Raw genomic sequence first — 22,437 nt, forward strand, 5'->3', positions numbered from 1 at the left:
GGAGGGGTTTTTTATTATTGTGTTGTTTCCTATTTTAAAAAAGTAAAATGATATTCTATTAGTAGATAAAAAGAATTTAATTTATTTAGAATAAATTACTTGCACTTTTATATTAGATCACATAATATAAGTATTAACTTATATAATCAAACACTTATGAAGGAGATATATAATGAATAAAGTTAATGAAATGAGTTTACAATTAAAAGCTTTAAGTGACCCTACTCGATTGAAGCTCGTGTCTTTCTTAAAAAGGGGTGAGGTTTGTATTTGTGATTTAGTTGACGTGCTTCAAATCTCCCAACCAGCTGTTAGTCAACAAATGAAAAAATTAAAAGATGCTGGTATCATTTTGGAGAGAAAAAAAGGAACGTGGAAACATTTCAGACTCAATGAGGAACAACCTCCCTATGTTCAGGCTATTATTAATGAATTAGAAGCCGTTTCTGTTTCTGCCCAAATTTGCTGTGTTCAAAATGATGAAAAAAAGGAAGGGCTTAACCATGCAAAAACCGTTACACAATAAATTGTCATTTTTGGATCGTTATTTAACCATTTGGATCTTAATCGCAATGCTGACGGGGATTGTTATTAGTATACAGTTCCCAGGTTTTCAAGACATCATAAGCGCTCTTTCCGTTGATACCACATCAATACCAATCGCTATGGGATTAATTTTAATGATGTATCCAGCACTTGCAAAAGTTAAATATGAGGAACTCTGGCGTGTATTCAAAGATTGGCGAATTCTAACCTTATCATTAGTTCAGAACTGGCTATTAGGACCTGTTTTAATGTTTATCCTTGCTATTGTCTTTTTAAGGGATTACCCAGAATATATGACGGGATTAATCATGATTGGCCTAGCCCGATGTATTGCTATGGTGATCGTATGGAATGACCTTGCAAAAGGTGATCGGGAATATGTTGCGGGTTTAGTTGCCTTTAATTCTGTTTTTCAAATTCTATTTTATCCTTTGTTGACCTATCTTTTTTTAAGTATCCTACCAGGCCTTTTCGGGTTAGAAAATATTTCAGTCGATATTTCTATGCTGGATATAACGAAGAGTGTTCTCACGTTTTTAGGTATCCCATTCGTAGGTGGAATGCTTACACGTTATTTAGGTATTAAGTTTAAAGGTAAGCTATGGTATGAAACAGTCTTGCTCCCGAAATTGTCACCCATAACACTTGTTTCTTTACTTTTTACTATTACCGTAATGTTTTCATTACAAGGAAATCAAATTATTGCTTCCCCATTTGATGTCCTTCGAGTTGCTATACCTTTATTAATTTATTTTGTGATCATGTTTGTTATTTCTTTCTTTTCCTCTAGAAAGGCTGGTGCATCCTATCCAGTAACGGCTGCTTTATCTTTTACAGCTGCTAGTAACAACTTCGAATTAGCTATTGCTGTTGCGGTAGGTGTCTTTGGTATTTACAGTGGGGTAGCATTTTCCGCGGCGATCGGTCCATTAGTTGAAGTCCCCGTTTTAATTATCTTAGTTAAAGTTGCCCTTTATTGGGAAAAGAGATATTTTAAATCCTCTTTTTTATCAAAGCATATTGGTTAACTGAAAGGAGAAAATGATGGCTAACAAGAAACTAATTTATTTTTTATGTACAGGAAACTCATGCCGAAGTCAGATGGCAGAAGGATGGGCGAAATATTATCTTGATAAGAATTGGATTGTAAAAAGTGCTGGGATAGAGGCACATGGTGTAAATCCAAATGCGATTAAGGCAATGAAAGAAGTAAATATTGATATTACCAAGCAAACCTCGACACTTATTGCTCCTGAGCTACTTAGTACGGCTGATTTGGTTGTAACTTTATGTGGTGACGCTGCTGATAAATGCCCTGTAACACCGACACATGTCAAAAGAGAGCATTGGGGCTTTGATGATCCTGCAAAGGCTGAAGGAACAGAAGAAGAAAAGTGGGTATTTTTCCAACGTGTTAGAGATGAAATTGGAGAAAGAATTAAACGCTTTTCAGAAAGTAACCATTAATTTTTTTATTGTATATATAAGTATTTACTTATGTTAAAATGCTAATTATTTTATAGGAGGCTATGAGAATGAAAGACGTAAAACAAGATCAAATTAGAAGTCAAGTACGTGAAAATTATGCAAAGGTAGCTTTAAAGGTTAATGATGAATCGACATGCCATGCACCTGGTTGTTGCACACCACAGGATCAAAAAACACTTTCGGTCGATGACATTTCAAAACAAATGGGCTATTCAGCAGCAGAGCTTCAGAGCATCCCAAATGGGGCGAATATGGGTTTAGGTTGTGGAAATCCACAAGCCATTGCGGACTTAAAAGAAGGTGACGTTGTCCTTGATCTTGGAAGTGGTGGTGGATTCGATTGCTTCTTAGCAGCGCCTAAGGTTGGATCAACTGGTAAAGTAATTGGTGTTGATATGACACCAGAAATGATTACTAAATCCAGAAACAACGCAAGTAAAAGTAAATTTGAAAATGTAGAATTTAGATTAGGTGAAATTGAACACTTACCTGTTTCTGATGAATCAACTGATGTGATTATGTCTAACTGTGTGATTAATCTTTCACCTGATAAGCAAAGCGTATTTAACGAAGCTTATCGAGTATTAAAGGGTGGTGGTCGCCTTGCTATATCCGATATCGTTTTAACAGCAGATCTACCTGATGAAGTTAGAAACAATATACCGTTATATTCCGGATGTGTAACTGGTGCTTCTAGTATTCACGAACTAAACCAGTACTTGAGTATAGCTGGATTTACCAATATTTCAATTGAACCTAAGAAAGAGTCAAAGGCTTTTATTAAAGATTGGGCACCAGAGTATAAAGTTGAAGATTTTATTGTATCTGCCGTAATTAAAGCAGAAAAGTAAAGCTGAGTAAGGAGCATATATCATGATCGTTAATCACGGGAGTGTGTTGCCTACTGAATATTTTGTATCTTTTGTAAGGCTTGTCATGACAAGTAGGGATATGTCAATTGAACAGGCAAAGCGTTATATGCATAAAGAATTCTTCAAGAACAATACATGCAGGTACGGTGCTGATACTTACTCTCGTTTCTTAAAGGCACTTCAAATTCTCGGGGGGAGTGAAACTTGAACGGAATAATTTCTATTCGTAAAATGAGACAATCTGATTGGAAGTCTGTTGCTTCTATCTATAGTGAAGGCATCCTTACTGGGAATGCAACTTTCGAGCAATCACTTCCCTCATGGGAAGTATGGGATAACAGCCATGTAAAGGAGTTGCGTTATGTAGCTACATACCATGATGCTGTTGTGGGATGGTCAGCATTGACGGCTATTTCGAGCCGTTGTGTATATGAAGGTGTTGCTGAAGTAAGTGTTTATGTAGCTTCTGAGGTGAGGGGTAAAGGAATCGGACAGAGATTGTTAGAAACGATTACTAAAGAAAGTGAAAACTGTGGTTTCTGGACAATTCAAGCAGGCATCTTTCCTGAAAACTTAGGCAGTATTAAGCTTCATAAAAATAATCAATTTATTGAAGTGGGAAAAAGAACACGGATAGGAAAATTAAACGGAAAGTGGAGAGATGTTTTACTATTTGAAAGAAGAAGTAAGGAAATTGGAATAGATTAATTTCAGTTCCACGTAGTTTGCTTATGAAAAAGAGGATTTTCGATATTTATCCGGTTTTTCCCTTCTGTCTATCCTTTTGTAAAATCATTTTTTAACTCATAATAAATTCAAAAGAAAGATGAAGAAATGAAGGGTTAGACATTCTTAAAAAGATTATTAGGCTAATTCATCATATAGGTCTTGAAATTTATAAGGAGCATTAGTTTTCCTAACGCTCCTTAAGTTTTATTCTTTTACTCGCATGAGTCGCATGCTGTTTAAAGCTACCAAAATGGTTGCCCCCATATCTGAGAGAATCGCAATCCAAAGTGTTAACCAACCCGGAATAACCAATAGTAATGCAATAAATTTAATTGTGATAGCAAAGCCAATGTTTGCCTTGATAATGTTTAATGCTTTACGGCTTAGTTTCACTGTAAATGGAAGCTTTCTTAAATCATCCCCCATTAAAGCAACGTCAGCTGTTTCGAGGGCTGTATCGGTACCAGCTCCCCCCATTGCAATCCCTACTGTAGAAGCTGCTAAGGCAGGAGCATCGTTTACACCGTCCCCGACCATAGCCACCTTACCATATTTCTCACGTAATTTTTTTATATGATCTAATTTATCCTCCGGCATTAGCTCTGCCAGTACCTTAGATACACCAACATGTCTACCAATAGCATTAGCTGTACCTTGATTATCACCTGTGAGCATAATAGTTTCTTTAATTCCGGCTTTGTGTAACTGTTGAATGACTTCTTCACTAGAATCTCGAACTTCATCTGCAACCGCAATAACAGCCAGAATTTCCGTCTCTGTTCCGACAATCATTGCAGTTTTACCTTCATTTTGGAGTTCAATAACGCCCTTTTCAAATTTCATATCAAAAGTTATTGAGGATAATTCTTTAAAGAGCTTTGGACTACCAATATAATAAGTAATCCCATTTATAATTCCTTTAACCCCCTTACCTGTAATAGATGTGAAATCATCTACTTGAATGTTAGCATACTTGATACGCTCCATCTCAGCCATTTTTACAATTGCTGAAGCAAGGGGGTGCTGAGAACGATACTCTAAAGCTGTAATGATAGAAAACAATTCTTTTTTAGCTATTTGATCATTTAACACCTGGTAATCTGTTACAGCTGGAATGCCTTTTGTTAAAGTTCCAGTTTTATCAAAGCCAATGGCTTGTAATGAACCGATCTCTTCAAGATAAATGCCACCTTTAACCAATACACCTTTTTTAGCTGCATTTCCAATGGCTGAAACAATTGAAATAGGAGTGGAAATGACTAAAGCACACGGACAACCAACTACAAGAACAGCTAAGCCTTGATAAACCCATGCTTCCCAACTTCCATCAAAAAATATCGGAGGTAGGACGGCTACTAAAGTGGCTACTACCATAATTGTAGGTGTGTAGTACTTTGCGAACTTATCTATAAATGCTTGTGATGGGGCACGTTCCCCTTGTGCTTCTTCAACAAGGTGAATAATTTTAGAGATAGTTGTATCCTCAACTAATTTTGTTATTTCAACCTCTAATAAACCTTCTTCATTCAATGTCCCTGCAAAGACCTCGTCATCTATTTCCTTCTCAATGGGAACAGATTCTCCTGTGATTGCTGCTTGATTGACTGATGAGTGTCCGCTAATAACGACACCATCCATTGCTATCTTTTGTCCAGGTCTGACAATCATGATATCACCTACTGAGATATTATCAACATGTATCATTAATTCTTGACCATTTCGTCTAACAAGAGCCTCTTTTGGTGCAATGTTCATTAGAGAACGAATTGAATTTCTTGCTTTATCCATGGTGAAGCGTTCAAGCTCTTCACTGATAGCAAAGAGAATGACAACAAGGGCAACCTCTCCCCATTCGCCTATAATGGCTCCACCTATGACGGCAACAGTCATTAGCGTTTTCATGTCAAATTCGAAACGTAATAAGTTTTGGAAACCAACTTTAAAGAGTGATAATCCTCCTACCAACATGGATGCTAAAAATAAAAGGACTGTTAGGAGGTTATCTTCTCCATTTATAGATGAAGATAGATAACCCAAAATAAGATAGGTAGCTGAATAAAGCAAGGTGCTATACTTTTTATAAAATGGAACTTCTTCTTCTTGCTTCTCTTCAACTGTTTGTTGAGAAACTTGTTTAGGTTTATCTGCTCTTACCTTTAAGTTTTCAAATGAACCAGCTTTTTCTAATTCTTCAACAGAAACATGACCGAATACAGAAATTTTAGAAGCACCAAAATTCACTTTTGCATCTTCAACCCCTGGGATTGCCTTTACCTTCCTTTCAAATTTACCAGCACAATTTGCACAACTAAAGCCTTCAACACGGTAAACATTTTTATCAATTTCTATTTTTTCCTCAAACACGGCTATTTACTTCCTCCCTATGATTAATTGATGCTGTCACAAGCATTTTCACATGTTTATCATCCAAAGAATAAAACACTAACTTCCCGTCTTTCCTGCTTGTGCAAATACCTAAATTACGTAAAAGTCGTAAGTGATGAGAAACGGTTGCCGTCGACGCACCAATTATATTCGCTACGTCGCATACACACAATTCTTCTTCTAGAACCAAGGCATAGGCTATTTTTAGCCTTGTTTCATCTGATAATGCTTTGAAAATATTTGCAATAGGTGAAAGGTTTTTCTCTTCTACAATTGAGCTTACACGACTTACCTTTTCTTCGTCATAGCAAAAAATTTCACAAGTATCATATGTTTGCTTAACCTTTTGGGTCATAAAAATCCACCTTCATTCAAATGTATGTTTGATTATAAGTATATATAATACTAAATTGATTTAAATGTCAACAAAACAATCAAATAAGAGTTTGAATAATTTTAAATAATATGTTAATATGATCACATTAACATATTATGATCATAATTTGATAACGAAGTAGAATCAATTTAGGCCTTATCAGACTAGGTAGAAAACTTAAAAGGCTAGTATAATTAGAAAATAAAATATGGCTTATGAAAAATTTAAATAAAAATCGTGGAGATGGGGATATAAATGTGATACATGAGGTAATTATTATTGGAGCTGGTCAAGCTGGGATTGCAATGAGCCAAAAGTTAAAGAAGCAAGGTATTAGTCATTTAATGATTGATTCCCATTCATACATCGGTGAACAATGGGACTCAAGGTATGATTCTCTAATTTTATTTACACCTAGAAATTATTCATCCTTACCTGGTTTATTAATGGAGGGTGACCCTAATGGATACCCTACAAAAGGAGAAATGGCTAGTTACTTAAAAAAATATGTACAATATTTTGACTTACCAGTCGCCTTGAATGTTAAAGTTGAAAAATTAAAAAAGGAAGAGAATATTTTTATCATGCAAACTTCTAAAGGAGAATTAGCAGCAAAAAAGGTAGTCGTAGCTACAGGTGCATTTCAGAGCGCATTTATTCCTCCAATAATACACAAAGATAGTGAGGGGATTGAGCATATTCACTCCTCGAAATATACAAATCCAAAAGCTATATCTAGTGACTCTGTATTAATTGTGGGTGGTGGAAATTCTGGGGCCCAAATAGCTGTAGAGTTAGCTAATAGCAAGAATGTTTATCTTGCTACGTCCCATAAAATGAATTTTCTACCTTTAAGGGTCTTAGGGGAAAGTATCTTTAAATGGTTGGATAAGTGTAATTTATTATACGCAGGGTTAGACACGAAAAGAGGGGAACTTTTCAAAAAGAGAAATGATCCGATCTTCGGATATGAACTAAAGAGAATGATTAGAAAAAATAAAATTACTATCAAACCTCGAGTAGAGAAAGTTATTGGTAAGCAAGTATTTTTCGCAGACGGAAGTAAGATAGATACCCAAATAATTATATGGTCTACAGGTTTTAAAGCTTCCTATAAATGGATCAATATAGAGGGTGCTTTAAGCGAAGTTGGAAAGCCTAATCATAATCGTGGTATTAGTCCAATAGAGAATCTTTATTTTATAGGATTACCTTGGCAATATCATCGTGGTTCAGCATTAGTTTGTGGAGTGGGTAGGGATGCGGAATATCTATTAAATAGTATTATTAGTTAGAAGTATAATGCTAATTTTTTAAAAAAAATGATAAGAGTTAAAATAAAAAGTCATTTCCAAAAGGGAATTGACTTTTTATAAATTAAATTTATTTTTCTTATTTAACGTTATATAGACAAAGCATACTGATATTTTGGCTTCATTCTATTATTGTACTGATAGAGACACACTTCACTCCAGATATTTGTATTAATTCCTCGTCCTATCTCAATGGCTAGCCCTGCTGGTCCAGCATAAAACAAATGAATTTTTTCGTAATCATTCCGTTGTAGAAGGTTTTCTATTTCATTTTTTATTCTAGCTTGAATATTAGATACATCCTCTTTGTATAAAACTCTTTTTAATCCAGGTTCATTAATTTCAAAGGATAAGGTATCAAACTCTTCTCCAAGGACTTCTTGAATTGAATCTATCTTAACAATTCCACTAACAGATACAGAAACAGCTAAGTGAGGTAATCCATTTGTCTCTATAGAACAGGCTAATGATATATCCTTGTTCAAGCCTGGGTTACTGGAGACCCATAATCCATCTTCTCTATTATATTGATATGTAGAAATTGGTACCGTATCTGTAAGTAAGGAGCCTAAATGAACTAATAATGGAATAGGAGATAGCGGGAATATTTCTCCTACATCTGCTTTTCTATCTTTTATTTTCCTTGAAAAATTTCGAAAAAGTTCCTTGTTTCTTTCCTTTCCATCAGTCCACCCTTGATTTGTAAAGTCATTAAATATTTCTTGATCTTCAACTGCATCGAGTAAAATGTGAGGAGTTTCTCCTTCGATTTCAAAGTCGAATACAGGACCACCTAACCTTTTGTGTATTAAAGCTATACTTTTCTTTTTCTTAGTCTCTGACCAGGAAGCAACTCTTTCCTCATGCTTCTTTTTCATTTCAAATAACATATCGGGAGGGAAATTGTCTCTTGTATGTTTATCGTCTATATATTTGGAATGGTATGAACACATTAGCATTAGGTTTGTTATATCTTCTAGAGTCTCTTGGGTATAACCATACTGCTCCATAAAATTATGGCGTGCAGAACCTTTGGCATGACCTATTATATGGGCACCTATTCCGACATTGGTTAAATCACCGCCTGAACGCTCTATTAACCTTTTATTACATCCTTCAAATGAACATACCCCTCCACAAGCAACCCACAGGTGAAAAATTTCTGGACGGGTTAATTGCCTTCTTTTTGGCTTTTTTCCTTTTTTAACCAAGTTCATACCTCCTATTTAATTCCAATATTTTTCGGCCACTTGTGGACCCACAATAGACTTTAAAATCATCTATTCCAATTATTATAAAGAACAAAAAATCTGCCTCGAAGCTAATATTTATTAATCTATTCCACTCTTTTCTATCAGTTCTTGAAGGCACGGGAATTCTTTGAGGATGTGTATGCCATTCACCGAAGTAAAAGCACGTTCCTTTTTCTCTTTTCCATATTTTATTGAAGTACTCTTGGTGTCCATCCGGCTTTCTAATAAACCTTATTCTAGTTCTTTTGTCAGTTAACATAGGCTCCGAAACCTCATCTATTATATAATTGCCATCTTCAATAAGTATTCTTCCAATTAAAATTCCGCCAGCCTCTGTATCTCGCCATTTGACTTGTTTATATTGATGCATCTTAGCCAATGCTTCAGGTCGGATAAACAATATTTTATTATTTGGTAATGTATAGACTAAATTTCTATTGATGTGAATCCCTACTTTCATTAGAACAAACAGTACAGCTATCATCCCTGTAAGAATATTTTGTCTCGTCCAAACGCTCATTACTAAAAGAATAGCGCATTGTTGACTCAAAGCCACGTTCCACAAAAGTTGAATTATCACCTTTCCATGACAATAATGGATTGCCATTCATGCTCTCCATTAATACTTTAACCCCTGCCTCAACTGTCAATATAGCTGAGCGCTCACTATCCAAGAAATTGTATGGTGTAAATACTGATCCACAACCAGTAATTGATTTGGAAAAGTCTTGATTTGGCTTTGCGAATGCCGAACGATTAAATATTGGTGACTCTTCATTTGGTTTAAAAAGACATTGGTAGCAACCCTCTCTATGACCATTTAATGTAACTAAAGTATGGCCTCCTATACCAAGAGGCTCTACCCATGTATAGATTGTAGGGATTTTTTTAGTCAATTTATGCATCTTCGCATTTATAAGCATTTCTATATTAGGTGATCCTATTGAGATTATGAGCATGTCTATGCCTAAACTATTAAGAAAGCTTTCATTAATTAAAGATAAAAAATTTTTTTCGAAAACTTCAACCTTGGTAAAAGGATATTTTCTATTTATTTCATCTTTTACTCCGTTCACCTTCATTTTGTTGCTAAGTAACCCTTTTTCATTTGAAATGAACACCTGATCACTTCCAAGTGCGTGACGGTGAACGTTATCCAATGACATTATATCGTAATCAACTAAAGAAATATTGCTTACACCGGCCTTGGCAAATCGCACTGCAACTTCGCTTCCAACAGAACCGACCCCCACAACCATGACATGTTTATTCTTCAACATCGGTTGTCCACCTGTTCTATTCAGTAGATGATTAGGATGCCATCTTCTAATACGCATTTCAAAGAGCTTTGCGTCCTTTGGTTTGAGCATAAAAGGATGAATCTGCTTTCTTTGATTACCTTTCCCCTTTAATGATTTTAAAGGAAAGGCGTTACCAGTAATTCCATAACCAAATAGTGCTACGTTACCTGATGGTGTGGGCAATCCTATAATTATGAATTCTAAGTTTGGAAATACTCCTTTTGTTGGAGTTGTAACAATCTTATTATAGTTTCTTCTATTCTCACTAGTTATATTTGATAATACTATTGATTTAAGTTCGTTTAAATCCCACTCCTTACTTTGGTGTGGTGGTAGTAAGAAGGTGTTTTTCTTTAAAGGAATGTATATACATCTATATTTAGTCGCCTTACTAACATCTACATGAAAAAGGTTATTAATTGTATTATCTAAATCCTCATTTTTTTCTGCGCTTATTATAATGTTAGGTCCTTCCTCTATGTTCTCGAACCATAAATTCATTGCTCTAACTTTTGCGTTAGTTGTATCAATATGAGCTAAAAAAGTGATGTCTAATAAGCATTTTTGTTGCCAATACACTTCAAATTCATTTGTAAAATCATCTTTGTTTAACCCTTTTTCACCATCCTCCAGTATTTTTGTTACTTTTAAAAGACAGTTTAATAAAATCGAAGCAGGATATCTAACGTCTATTATCAGTGATTCGCTTCTAGTAAAACAAATAAATCCGGTCCATAGCTTATGTGGAATTAAATGAAATTGATCCTCTTTATCATAAAATTTTGGTAGTTCGTTTGGGAATTCGGGAGGAAAGCCAACTGCTAATTTAACTTTCCTCTCATTTACTATTACCTCAATATCTGCTACTTCGGAGCATCCCATAAAATCTTTGAGGTCTACTTTTTCTCTAATAACAAAAGATTGAATAATGTCTTGGTCAATCTCGTTCAATTTATGTTTTAGTTTCTGTAAAGAATATGCCATTTAAAGTAACTCGAATGCAGATTCAGAGCTAGGTATAACAGCAGCAGCCATAGCCTTCTTGCCAGTTGAAGATTTTGAAGGAATGGGAAAGTCAGATCCAAATTGTTTTTCTAATAATTCAGCAGCGTCTGTTGGATCAGTTGCTGCTTTAGCTTCTTCAAGAGCTTCTAAAAAAGTCTCTAGTTTACTTTTGAAGGTTTCCATTTGTTTTGAGGTCATCTTTTCAAATAAATCTGGTTTTGGTTCAACAGGAAGCTCTACTTTTAATCTAGATACCCATGTATATTCCTCATCAATCAACACAAGCTCTTCTCGGAAATTTGATATCATTATGGAAACAACGCAAATTAGGGCATCGAGATCCTTATATGTTGTTACACCAGAAAATAGATCTGTTTCTTTTTGGATTGACAACCAATGATATGCGCAAGAAGTTAAGGAGATCCCAGTTGGCTTTCCGTTAACTGAAGAGAATGTATTATCTTTCCATCTTTTTAAAAATCGGACAATCCTTCTAAATTGTTTGCGGTCCTCTTTGTCAGAATAACGATCACGAATTTCCTTAATAAGGTCCTTTGGATTGGATTCATCCCAGTATTTATCTGCGGTATTACTTGTTGGCTTTCCTTTAGCAAGGTATACCTTGCCATCATTATTGTTAGCAGAATAAACTGTAACATCAACATGATATCCAGCTGCATAGGTAACAGTCACACACGCTTTCTTAATTTTTACATCTAATGTATGATCTTTAAGAGCGTTGTAAATCCAATTCTTGGACTCAACCGGTTTCACATCTTCCTTTGACATATCAAAATACAAACCGACATCAATATCATAATCTGAATCTAAAGGCTTAATTCCAGTATGCATTGCGTATGAACCTTGATTAAAAATTTCAAAGCTATAGTCCGTATTTTCTGGTAACTTATCTTTAATTCGGTTAATAATAATATCCCTCTTACTACTTAGTACCTCAGTCTCTTCTTTTAATTTAATAGTATCGTGAAACGAGTTAAATTGGGATTTAAGATCTGCCATAATTGCCCTCCTAATTTTTTGATTTAATTATCTAAATTATAACACGGTTAAAGGGTTATGGCATTGAAATAGAAGCAATTTTTTGAGTTTAACTCAATGATAACTAGTATTTAATTTGGTATACTAGGCTTTAGATGTTAAGTAATTTATTCTGCTAAATTTAAAAGTGCTTAGCAAATTATAAGGAGACCAAAAAATGAAAAGAGTAGTTAAAAACATAGTTACATGTAAAAAATGTAAAGACACTATAGAATCTAAACATAGACATGATTTCCAGCGTTGCAAGTGTGGCGCAATAACCACTGATGGTGGTACTGATTATCAAAAAGTTTCATGGCCGAGTGGCGGAGCTGAGGAGGATTATATTGATTTTAACAATTCCATCTATTTGTGATCCTTCTTATAATTTCAAACCCACAAGAATCTAATTGGAACGGAGTAGATATTATGAGTGGAAAATTTGAATCAGCCAAAGCTTCACTTGAGATAGAGGGATTTACTATATCTAAAGAAATAGAGGATCTAGCAAGAAGTGAAGCAGACGGAACCATTAGCTTTCAAGAATTTATAAGCAAAGTTGATGCGTTACGAATATCCAAGTAATTTACTCAATGTTAAAAGCGTTTAGAGAGAATAGATTTCCCTATTAATCCAAAAGTCCGAGTCGCACTAGATTTTTGTGCAATTTACTTCCTAAATGGATTCTACTTGGGAGACCAGCAACCTTCTTTATTTCCCATAAACTAAGGCTTTTTCTATGATTGATTAGTTTATTATAATAAAAATTTACACGTCTTACTTGAAACTCCTCTACAGTTTCAGTGACGTCTTCTAAGATAAAGTTGGTTAAAGGCATTTTATCTAAATGTCTCTCTAATAGCGCTAACTTGTTTATTAACTTCCCAATCTTACTCTTAGTCACCCTTACAGGTCTTGCGCAATTCATGAGACCAACTATGATCGGAATAATTTCATTAGATATAGTACTATCTCTTTCATTCCAATCAACCTTTGACGAGTAGTTGTTTTTTTTGATTACTTGCGTTGGTGAATGCTTATCTAACCAGTGCTTATCATTTCTGTATAACCACATAAAAGTATTGGGTTCGAGTTTCCGTAGTTCTGTTTTGCTTTTTAAAGGATTCTGGGTTTGTAGATTGATCCAAATATCTCTGTGGTCTTGAATTATAATAGGAGCAGCAGATCTTTGTTGCTTATTTTGCTCGTGCAAGTTCTTTGAATACTTTATAACTGTATTTGTATCGACGCTTAATATTTTACTTATGGCTCTATAACTGTATTCTTTAGAGCGAATTAATTCTTCTAATTTGTCCGCCCACACTGGTCCTAACTTTTTAATTCTCCCTATTACAAATTTATTATGCAATTTAGGATCGTGTCCTCTTCTAGTGTATACAAATCCACATTCACAAGAGAAAGTTCCAATAGGTTTATTAGTTTTTGAACAGTAAGAAATACTAACATGATTAATGACATCCTCATTATAGTGTACAGCTGCTTTGTTTAAACAAGGAAACGGCCCCTTTCCAAATGGAGGTAGGGGATTTCTCGCCTTGTTAAGATTAGTAATTGAAGCTCCCAGAAATTTTATCATTAATAAATGACGAACTGGATGAAAGTTAACTCTGTGCTTTCTTGTTATTAATCTCAACCAATTTGATTCATTTTCTTGACTAATATGACTCTGTAGAATCGTTAATGTTTCTGCATTAAAAGTATTTAGAAAATCTCTATGAAGTAATCGCTGTCTTATATTCCCCTTCGTACTTATTAAATCATTTTCTTTAAGAAGCCACTTATACTTTTTTTGTATTTTTACAGGATCAAATTGAAGATTTTTTTGTAGTAGAATGTTGCTCTCTAATGCTAATGCATATAATAACAAAAAAGTCTTATCCTCAACCTTTTTGACAACACTAATAGGCGTACAGTTAGCGCCTATTAGTGGTTTGTATTCATGTTTGTTTTGACCACGAAATAGAATGGATGTTTCCTTTAGAATTTCTTTATGGCTGGGACATATAAAACAACTAGGTAGTTGATGAATCGTATGTAGATATGGCTCTCCATAAAGTAAATTATTCTCTTCAAAACATGATGAGCAATATCTGAAAAATCTATTCTCTTTAATTGTACTAGCCATATGCCCTATCAGCATATGCAAAGCATGATGAGATCCGTTCAACATGCTGCTCATTATTTTTTTCTTTATATGAATGGGTGCAAAAGCCGAATAGTAATTATAAAAGGTATGTTCTCTAATTAATGTTTCTGGATGTGGCAGAGAGAAATGTTTTGATTTATTATAGAAAATATTTAATTGACATGGTAAATCAGCAGTAGATATATAAGAAGGAGAGTCAAATAAATCCAAATTAGTTTGTTTAAAGCTTGTATTTCCTGATTGGACGTGGTATCTTGCGAGCCAACTATACATTAGTTCACCTGGATATAGCTTGGGTAAAAAGCTTAACATTGTATCTACCTCCTCCGTATAATTTATACAAAAAATTATCTCCAACTTTAGTTGAAGATAATCAAGTAATACTATTCCCCTTTTAAAAGCCAATCAGTACTTATGTGAAATTTATTGCTAGTTGAGATTACGGTATCTATTGATGGTTTATTTTTCCCTTTTTCAATATCACTTAATGTTCCTTGCGAGATACCAACCTCCATGCAAAAATCTATTTGTTTAAGATTGTTTCTTTTTCTAAGATCTTTAAATCTATCCCCAATCGTATCCATCATACAATCTTCCTTCCTAAGCTTTTGTAAGTAGACTTGAATTAATATCCGTTTAACGATATAATCGACACAAAATTACAGTCTAAGATATATTTTATACATTATCCCGATTTTGACAAGAACAAACAAATTCTTAAAAGTGGTGATTACATGGCTAAAAGAAATTATGGTTGGACTGAAGAGAAAATTGATAAATATTATAGGGATGGTAGAGGTGCTGGTGAACTCTCCAACTATAAGCCTTGGTTAACGGTGCATGATGTTCCTAGTAAAGGTAACAGCACCAGAATAAAGGGGTGGAAAACCGGAAGAATCCATCAATTTTTCTCTAATATAGAGAGAAACTATTTTTATATCTTAGAGTGGAGCGACAGTGTTTTAGACATCCGTGAGCAATTTCCTTTAGATCGAGTAGATACTATAGAAATTGCAAAAAAGAAAGGGTTAAATCATATAGAAGACAGAACTACTAAAGTTCTAATACCGATGACTACGGATTTTGTTGTTACGATAAAAAGAAATGGAAAGATTGAAACCCTCGCTGTTGCCATTAAGCCAGCAGATCAATTGGAATATAAAAATGTATTGAACAAGCTAGAAGTTGAACGAGCCTACTGGAATAACAAAAACGTTAGTTGGGAAATAATAACACAAAAAGATATTCCCAAACATAAGGTGAAAAATATAGAATTGCTTCACCCCTACCGTTCACTTGAGCAAAAAGCAGATAATAAAGAAAACCTTCTATTAGAGGAATTAATTGATTCTAAGACAAATACACGTCCTATACGCTTATTTAATTTACTTAATAGTTTTGATAGAAGTAATGCTTTGGACTCAGGCTCTGCTTTGAATTATTTTAAATATCTTCTAGCAAATAAAATTATCTCAATAGATTTAAGTGAAAAAATTAATCCGAGAAATCTGAATATTCAAGATATAAGTATAGACAGTCAGATTATGGGGAGTGATTACAATTATGTTAGTAGTAAATGATGTAATTAAAAACTTAACTACAGAAGAAGAACTTAGAATTCTGTGGATAGATAGAGAGCTAAACTATTGTTATGTTACGGACATTACTAATGAAAAAGCAACTCCCATAAGGGTCAACTTAAAAAAAATTGAAGAAGATTTATATAATAATATTTATTCTTCTGCTGAAGATAATTTTCTAGCGAGACGATTAGCTGGATATAAGATTAAAGAAAAGGATATACAAATTAGAGATCGTGCGTGGTTAGTCATTAAAAAAATAGTTAAAGAGCAACCTGATATCTATGAAAAAAAGACCCGAGTAATATTGATTAAGGAAGCAACTAAAGAATTTGGTGTTTCAAATAAAACAATTATTAAATATCTTAGAAAATACTGGCAACGAGGTCAGGTAATTAATAGTCTCCTCCCAGATTATATAAACTGTGGTAATAAAGGAGATATCGCCTACAGAAATAAGACGGGTCGACCTAGAGAACACGGAGGTGGCATATTAATTACAGAAAGCATTAAAGAGGTATTTAGAAAATCAATTAATAAATATTATTTAACTAAATCAAAACCTTCCTTAACACATGCGTATGAGATGATGATTAAGGACTATTTTAAAGAAGGTTATATATATACGGAAAATAAGAAAAAGATGATTCTCAAAGATGAAAAGGACATCCCAAGCTATAGACAATTCTCCTATTGGTACAAAAAAATGTATGGTCTAGAAGATGTCATTAAAAAACGCGAAGGCGAGGCTGCGTATGAAAGAAATCACCGAAAATTATTAGGTTCTACTGAATATGACTCACTGGGTCCTGGTTCGCTGTATCAAATTGACGCTACTCCAGCTGATATCTTTTTATTAAATAGATTTAATAAAAATTGGCTGGTAGGAAAACCGACTCTTTATTTTGTAATTGATGTCTTCAGTAGAATGATTACTGGCTTCTATATAAGTTTGAACAATGCTTCTTGGATAAGCATGGCAACTGCATTGCAGAATGCATTTTCTGATAAAAAGGAATATTGTGAGAAAATAGGTATAGAGATTAGCAACTCTGATTGGCCAGTAAAAGGGTTGCCTAGTGCAATTATAGGAGATAGAGGAGAATTAGAGAGTGGCTTTGCAGATTCTTTGGCTAATGGAGTCGGTATAGAAATACATAATAACCCACCATATCGACCTGATTGGAAAGGGATCGTAGAGAAGTTATTCCACTCTTCACACGAGCTTATGCGCCCCTTATTACCTGGCTATTTACACAAAGGTTCGGATAAAAGAGGATCAAAGGATTTTAGGCATGAAGCAACACTAACTCTTGATGACTATATTAAAGTCATCGTTTACTTTATTAAATTTTATAACCACAATCATTATATGCCAAATTATGAGAGAAATGAGTATATGGTTAAAGAGAATGTCCGCCCCATTCCCATCGAGCTGTGGAATTGGGGATTAAAAACATATGGAAATCTACGTACGCTTAACAAGAATTTGGTGGATTTTTATTTATTGCCGACCGACATAGCATCAATTACAGCAGAAGGAATACGTTTTAAGTCACTTTTATATTCTTGTGAGTTGGCAATTAAAGAAAATTGGTTTGTCAAAGCAAGGAAAAAAAGATGGAAAATGAAGTTCTCATATGACCCTAGAAATATGGATGTTATTTTTTTGCATGTTACAGGACAAATAGAACATGAAACCCCCTATAATGTTTGTACTCTTTTACCTCATCAAGAAAAGTATTTAAATAAATCTTTAGGAGAGATTAATCAGTTAATTGAATTTGAAAAAGAGACCTATAATAGTTTCCGATATGATAAGTTAACTGAAAAAGTTAATTTATTTGAACAAGTAGAAGAGATAGTGAAAAAAGCAACTAATTTAAAGAAAAGTGAGCATGATCCATCTATTAGTAAAAGCAAGAAAATTACTCAACTAAAATCAAAAAGAATTGATGAAAGAAATACAAGATATGTAGCTGATTCTTTTGAAATTGAAAATCAAACTACACGTACTCTACTGCAAAAAAAAGATAACGATAAAAGTAACCTAGTCACTCAGAATGAAACATACTCAATAATTGATCTTTATACCAAACAAAGGATGAAAAAAAATGATGACCGATAAAGATATTGTTAATCTTCCAAATGGGATTCAAGTTCCCTACGCAGTGTATACAAAGCAAGAGGTTAGTGATTTCAAGGGTAATCCTTTAATAGAAGCCCTCCCTCCTATTTTATCATTTGAAGAATCTTATGAAAAATTAAGTTACTTACCTGAATATCGCCCGGAAGAACGAAATTTATCAGTTCATCATCGCTACCATGCGTTATTAAGAATTACTAGAATTTACCAACCTACTAATAAGACGATAGAATTAGAATTGAAATTTTCTCGTTTTTTACGTTATGGTTATGTCAATCGAAATCCTGATTCAAAGCAACATACAATGGTACTAAACGAGCTTAAAGATAGGTTAATTAACAAGTATGATTTAGGGTTATCAAACGATATTAGAACCACTTCTTCTAGCTTTACTTTGATGGGTTTTTCAGGTATTGGTAAGACATCAGCTATTGAAAGGGTTCTCTCTCTTTATCCCCAGGTTATCGTACATAAATACCCTTTAAATTTATTTCAAATTACTTTTTTAAAATTAAATTCTCCACATGACGGTTCAATTAAAACACTGTGCATGGATTTCTTTCTAAAAATTGATCAGCTCTTAGGTACTAATTATTTTGAGAAATATGGTAACAGAAGATTTTCTAATAGCTCGATGGTAGTAAGAATGGGACAAGTGGCAAGAATACACTGTTTGGGTGCTTTAATCATTGATGAAATTCAACACCTATTAGCAAATAAAAAAAGTGAATCTGATGAACTTATGAACTTCTTTGTTACGATGGTCAATGAAATAGGCGTTCCAATAATGCTAATTGGAACAATGAAGGCCAAGTCTATTTTGCAAAAAGATTTTAGACAAGCTCGTAGAAGTAGTGGTCATGGAGATATGGTTTGGGAACAAATGAAAAATGATGATAGTTGGCAGGTATTAATAAGCTGCATGTGGGAATATCAATGGACAAAAAAAGAAGCTAAATTAACAGATGACTGGATTAATTTCTTATATAAAGAAAGTCAAGGCATAACTGACATTGCTCTAAAATTGTACTTTCTTGCTCAGTCTTACGTTATTGAATGCGGAATAGAGGAACTATCTTTTGATGTTGTACGACATGTAAAAAAAGAATATTTAAAGCTTGTTATACCATTTCTAAAGGCTCTGGAGTCGGGAAAGGTATCAGAAATTGTAAAATATGAAGATATAACACCTTTAAACTTAGAGGAATTCTTAACCTCCAGAATATCAAGGGTGAATATGCAGCATCAGATCCAAATTGAGAAAGAGAAGCAAGCAGATAATCGTAAGAAAAAAGAAATATCTTTATTGGAAAAATTAATAGTTACTCTTATATCCTTAGATATCGAGGCAGAGCTTGCAGAAAAATTAGCAAGGGATGTTGTTAAAGAAAACCCTACTGTTGATATAAAACATGGCATGTTTTTGGTCATGAAGAAAATGGACGACTGGGAGAATGCAAAGGATAAGAAAGAATTAGAGGAGAAAAAAAATAAGCAATCAAATAAATTATTAAGTATTGTTGAGAAAGGGAGAGAAAATCAGCTCACTGCAAGAGAAGCCTTAATTGAAGCAGGGTTTATTAATTCAATTACTAAAGAATTGCTTTTGTAGTTTGAGGAGGGGTATTAGATGTTGCGATATTTTCCCAGACCTTATCCGGGTGAGCTATTTTATAGTGTACTGGCGAGATACTTTAGGAGATCGTTAGAGATAGATGATATAAAAGTCATAAATAGTATTTACAATTCAAAGATAACGAAGATATTGGGGAAAGTAATTCCATATAATCTTGAGGCAATTTATAAGGAAATAGATTGTTTTTATTATCTTTCACCACATGAGCTTATGAAAAATCATACGCTGTTTTACTTTTACCTTAATACCAAACATTCTTATGAAACTAAAAGAATATATTCAAATATTTTATATGGTGATCGAAATAAAGTAGTAAATAAAGTTGTATCAAGTGGATTAAACTTAACAGACGAAAATGGTTATCTGATGTTTTGTAATAAATGTGTGGACGAAGATTTTCAAAACTATGGTGAGACTTATTGGAGAGCATTTTTTCAAATTCCATCAGTCTTTGTTTGTCCTAAACACAAAGAGCTCTTAAATAAAAGTACAGTGTTATTAAAAGCGAAAGGTCTGATTCCTGCAACAAAAGATAATTGTTGTATTTCTTCAAATCCCCTCAAAAATATCACAGATAAGACTTTGAATTTTCTTTTACTACTTGCAAAGGAAAGCGAGAAACTAACAGTTAAAAACTACAAAATATTGGATATTTCTGAACGGAGAAATGTTGCAATTATTGATCAAATGAACTTGTTTGATCGTTATGGAATATTAAAAAAAGCAGAACTACTAAAACAAATAACTTATTTTGTAGGCAAGGATTTTTATGAAATAACAAGAGTTAATCTAAGTAATTTCGTAGATGAACTCAACAGTTCTTTTTTCGGACGTGAGCGTAGTATTTTAAAGCAATTAATGTTAATTTGCTTTCTAAGAATTACTGTTGAAGATTTTAAAGATATTAGCATAATTAAAGTTAATAATTACTTGAAGTGCAAAAATCTATTGTGTTCCGAGAAACGTAGACGATCTCAAATATTTTTCCGTAGTATAGAGAGTGATGGGTATAGGCGACCAGTTCGAAAGATATCTTATAGCTGTTATTGTGGTATGAAATTTGAAGGTTTGTTTGGGGATGATGAGATAATGTATAGTAGTTCTAAAATTACTTATTCCAGATTAGGTAAGTATATAGATTATTACCTCTACAAGAAAAAAATGCCGATTTGTGAATTGGCAACAAAACTAAGTATTAGTGAAGTTAATTTAGAGTATTATCTTCATGAAAAAGATGACACATATGTTATCAAAGAAGCAGATTATAAAGTGTATAGAGAGGAGTGGCTTTCCATCGTCAACTCTAATTTGGATAAGCACATCTTAGAGTTAAAATATTCAAATTTACCTGTGTACTCATGGTTATACAGAAATGATAACGAGTGGCTTAATCAGAGCACTAATAAACTTGAAAATAAAGTAATAAGCTTAAATTTCATTAATAATAGAGACAGAAAGTTAAAAGAAAATCTTAGAAGTCAGTTCTATAGGATGATTTTAAGTCAGTATACAGGTAAGGAAATTATTAGGGAGATGATTGAGTCCCATTTGTATACATATATAAAGTATACAAATGAGGAATTGGACTTTTTCACCAAGACAGCAGGTTATATAGACAAATTTCTCGAAATGTAAAATGTGTATTGTCTCCTCTCTTAAAAAAATTTAGAAAGGATGTGTAACTAGTGCACACAGCCTTAGAAATTTTAACTTACTTCATCTAAATCAAGTTTATTAAAAATTTCTTTTCCCCTCGTATAATTAATTTTAGTCTGAATCATATTTCTGATTGAAGACGGTTTATGCGCAGCTATATTAAGCGAATTTAGTGCTTTTGGTATCATGATTTTTCCATATTAAATGTTGAGGGAACAACTTAGTTGTAAATAAAAATTCATTAATAATATTAACTTGAGAACAACTTAGTTGTATAATGGAAAATATTAACGACGCAACTATAGGATTCATGCACTTGCTTGTGGAACAACTTAGTTGTCAATGTACATGTGTTTACTGCTACCCTTGCCTTCTCCTTACTAAAACTAGGTACTTACTGTTAAGTAGCTATATCTGAATGGCAAAAGCAAGCGAGAAGTAAAACAGGGGTTTAATGGCTTTGTAATCTTAAAATCAACACGAATCAAGGTTGGATCCAATACGGATCCAGCCTTTTAATTAACGTTCTTTGAAAACCCCTGGCTATGCCGGGGGTTCTGGAAAGCTTACAGCGAGGTAACAAAAAGCCTCCCAAAGTGATAAGATGAAGTTGGTTTCCCGACCTACCACATCTTAAAACAAAAGGAGGCGTATCCTAAATGCAGGATAAGAATAGTTTAGCACACACAACATGGAAATGTAAGTATCATATCGTGTTCGCACCGAAGTATAGAAGACAAGTGATCTATGGCAAGTATAAACAAAGCATAGGGAAAATATTAAGAGAGCTATGTGAAAGAAAAGGCGTCACCATACATGAAGCAAATGCATGTCCAGACCACATACACATGTTAGTAAGTATACCGTCAAAATTGAGTGTCTCGCAATTCATGGGATATTTAAAAGGAAAGAGCAGTCTAATGATTTTTGATCGTCACGCAAACTT

At 33.7% G+C, this 22,437-nt stretch carries 22 protein-coding genes; 14 read left to right on the forward strand and 8 right to left on the reverse strand.

Features of this window, described 5'->3' with window-relative positions:
- Positions 1-172 precede the first annotated feature (172 nt).
- The 6 genes from BM000_RS15795 to BM000_RS15820 all read left to right on the forward strand — a co-directional run bounded on the left by BM000_RS15795 (position 173) and on the right by BM000_RS15820 (position 3,614).
- A complete protein-coding gene (locus tag BM000_RS15795; RefSeq protein ID WP_091500204.1) occupies positions 173-526 on the forward strand; it encodes an ArsR/SmtB family transcription factor in 354 nt (117 codons plus the stop codon).
- Entirely contained in the window at positions 504-1,574 is a 1,071-nt protein-coding gene (gene arsB / locus BM000_RS15800; protein ID WP_143063951.1) for an ACR3 family arsenite efflux transporter, read from the forward strand. Before BM000_RS15795 ends, arsB begins: the two co-directional genes overlap by 23 nt.
- A gap of 16 nt (positions 1,575-1,590) precedes the next feature.
- Positions 1,591-2,013 (forward strand): arsenate reductase (thioredoxin), encoded by a 423-nt coding sequence (gene arsC, locus BM000_RS15805; RefSeq protein WP_091500208.1) that lies wholly within the window; start codon positions 1,591-1,593, stop codon positions 2,011-2,013.
- A gap of 68 nt (positions 2,014-2,081) precedes the next feature.
- Positions 2,082-2,885: an arsenite methyltransferase gene (locus tag BM000_RS15810; protein ID WP_091500209.1), complete on the forward strand. Its 804-nt coding sequence runs from the start codon at positions 2,082-2,084 to the stop codon at positions 2,883-2,885.
- A gap of 22 nt (positions 2,886-2,907) precedes the next feature.
- Complete coding sequence (locus BM000_RS15815) at positions 2,908-3,114, forward strand: hypothetical protein (RefSeq protein ID WP_091500211.1); 207 nt, start codon at positions 2,908-2,910, stop codon at positions 3,112-3,114.
- Positions 3,111-3,614: a GNAT family N-acetyltransferase gene (locus tag BM000_RS15820; protein WP_342708177.1), complete on the forward strand. Its 504-nt coding sequence runs from the start codon at positions 3,111-3,113 to the stop codon at positions 3,612-3,614. The genes BM000_RS15815 and BM000_RS15820 overlap by 4 nt, the downstream gene beginning before the upstream one ends.
- A 225-nt stretch (positions 3,615-3,839) precedes the next feature.
- Here the strand turns inward: BM000_RS15820 and BM000_RS15825 are convergent, their stop codons facing one another.
- Complete coding sequence (locus BM000_RS15825) at positions 3,840-5,999, reverse strand: heavy metal translocating P-type ATPase (RefSeq protein WP_091500213.1); 2,160 nt, start codon at positions 5,997-5,999, stop codon at positions 3,840-3,842.
- Entirely contained in the window at positions 5,992-6,375 is a 384-nt protein-coding gene (locus BM000_RS15830; RefSeq protein WP_091500214.1) for an ArsR/SmtB family transcription factor, read from the reverse strand. Before BM000_RS15830 ends, BM000_RS15825 begins: the two co-directional genes overlap by 8 nt.
- Positions 6,376-6,647: 272 nt before the next feature.
- Between BM000_RS15830 and BM000_RS15835 the strand changes: the two genes are divergently transcribed.
- Complete coding sequence (locus tag BM000_RS15835; RefSeq protein WP_091500240.1) at positions 6,648-7,691, forward strand: flavin-containing monooxygenase; 1,044 nt, start codon at positions 6,648-6,650, stop codon at positions 7,689-7,691.
- A 107-nt stretch (positions 7,692-7,798) separates the two neighbouring features.
- Here the strand turns inward: BM000_RS15835 and BM000_RS15840 are convergent, their stop codons facing one another.
- The 4 genes from BM000_RS15840 to BM000_RS15855 are packed head-to-tail and all read right to left on the reverse strand — an operon-like array spanning position 7,799 to position 12,288.
- Positions 7,799-8,920 carry an SAVED domain-containing protein gene (locus BM000_RS15840; RefSeq protein WP_091500216.1) on the reverse strand — a complete coding sequence of 374 codons (1,122 nt, stop codon included), beginning with the start codon at positions 8,918-8,920 and terminating at the stop codon, positions 7,799-7,801.
- Positions 8,913-9,422: a Mov34/MPN/PAD-1 family protein gene (locus BM000_RS16890; protein ID WP_245751708.1), complete on the reverse strand. Its 510-nt coding sequence runs from the start codon at positions 9,420-9,422 to the stop codon at positions 8,913-8,915. Before BM000_RS16890 ends, BM000_RS15840 begins: the two co-directional genes overlap by 8 nt.
- Entirely contained in the window at positions 9,397-11,247 is a 1,851-nt protein-coding gene (locus tag BM000_RS15850) for a ThiF family adenylyltransferase (protein ID WP_091500219.1), read from the reverse strand. The genes BM000_RS16890 and BM000_RS15850 overlap by 26 nt, the downstream gene beginning before the upstream one ends.
- Positions 11,248-12,288, reverse strand: a complete 1,041-nt coding sequence (locus BM000_RS15855) for a cyclic GMP-AMP synthase DncV-like nucleotidyltransferase (protein ID WP_091500220.1) — start codon at positions 12,286-12,288, stop codon at positions 11,248-11,250.
- Positions 12,289-12,484: 196 nt separating this feature from the next.
- On the opposite strand from BM000_RS15855, the gene BM000_RS15860 reads away from it, so the two are divergent.
- The gene (locus tag BM000_RS15860) at positions 12,485-12,682 is read left to right on the forward strand and encodes a DUF7695 domain-containing protein (protein ID WP_091500222.1); all 198 of its coding nucleotides are present in this window, start codon (positions 12,485-12,487) and stop codon (positions 12,680-12,682) included.
- A gap of 53 nt (positions 12,683-12,735) precedes the next feature.
- Complete coding sequence (locus tag BM000_RS16895) at positions 12,736-12,891, forward strand: antitoxin VbhA family protein (protein ID WP_177178332.1); 156 nt, start codon at positions 12,736-12,738, stop codon at positions 12,889-12,891.
- 43 nt (positions 12,892-12,934) lie between these two features.
- Here the strand turns inward: BM000_RS16895 and BM000_RS15870 are convergent, their stop codons facing one another.
- Entirely contained in the window at positions 12,935-14,785 is a 1,851-nt protein-coding gene (locus BM000_RS15870; RefSeq protein ID WP_091500225.1) for a TnsD family Tn7-like transposition protein, read from the reverse strand.
- A gap of 71 nt (positions 14,786-14,856) precedes the next feature.
- On the reverse strand, positions 14,857-15,060 hold the full coding sequence (locus BM000_RS15875) for a helix-turn-helix domain-containing protein (protein ID WP_091500227.1): 204 nt from the start codon (positions 15,058-15,060) through the stop codon (positions 14,857-14,859).
- Positions 15,061-15,207: 147 nt separating this feature from the next.
- Between BM000_RS15875 and BM000_RS15880 the strand changes: the two genes are divergently transcribed.
- The 5 genes from BM000_RS15880 to tnpA all read left to right on the forward strand — a co-directional run.
- Positions 15,208-16,053: a TnsA endonuclease N-terminal domain-containing protein gene (locus tag BM000_RS15880; RefSeq protein WP_091500229.1), complete on the forward strand. Its 846-nt coding sequence runs from the start codon at positions 15,208-15,210 to the stop codon at positions 16,051-16,053.
- Positions 16,037-18,181 (forward strand): DDE-type integrase/transposase/recombinase, encoded by a 2,145-nt coding sequence (locus BM000_RS15885; RefSeq protein ID WP_091500230.1) that lies wholly within the window; start codon positions 16,037-16,039, stop codon positions 18,179-18,181. Before BM000_RS15880 ends, BM000_RS15885 begins: the two co-directional genes overlap by 17 nt.
- Complete coding sequence (locus BM000_RS15890; RefSeq protein WP_245751710.1) at positions 18,168-19,811, forward strand: ATP-binding protein; 1,644 nt, start codon at positions 18,168-18,170, stop codon at positions 19,809-19,811. Before BM000_RS15885 ends, BM000_RS15890 begins: the two co-directional genes overlap by 14 nt.
- Positions 19,812-19,829: 18 nt before the next feature.
- On the forward strand, positions 19,830-21,470 hold the full coding sequence (locus tag BM000_RS15895; protein WP_091500232.1) for a TnsD family Tn7-like transposition protein: 1,641 nt from the start codon (positions 19,830-19,832) through the stop codon (positions 21,468-21,470).
- A 680-nt stretch (positions 21,471-22,150) separates the two neighbouring features.
- Positions 22,151-22,437: IS200/IS605 family transposase (tnpA, locus tag BM000_RS15900; RefSeq protein ID WP_143063953.1), on the forward strand; the 287-nt coding region annotated here is incomplete at its 3' end.

Origin of the sequence: Amphibacillus marinus, from assembly GCF_900110345.1 — a bacterium.
Taxonomy (GTDB): domain Bacteria; phylum Bacillota; class Bacilli; order Bacillales; family Amphibacillaceae; genus Amphibacillus_D; species Amphibacillus_D marinus.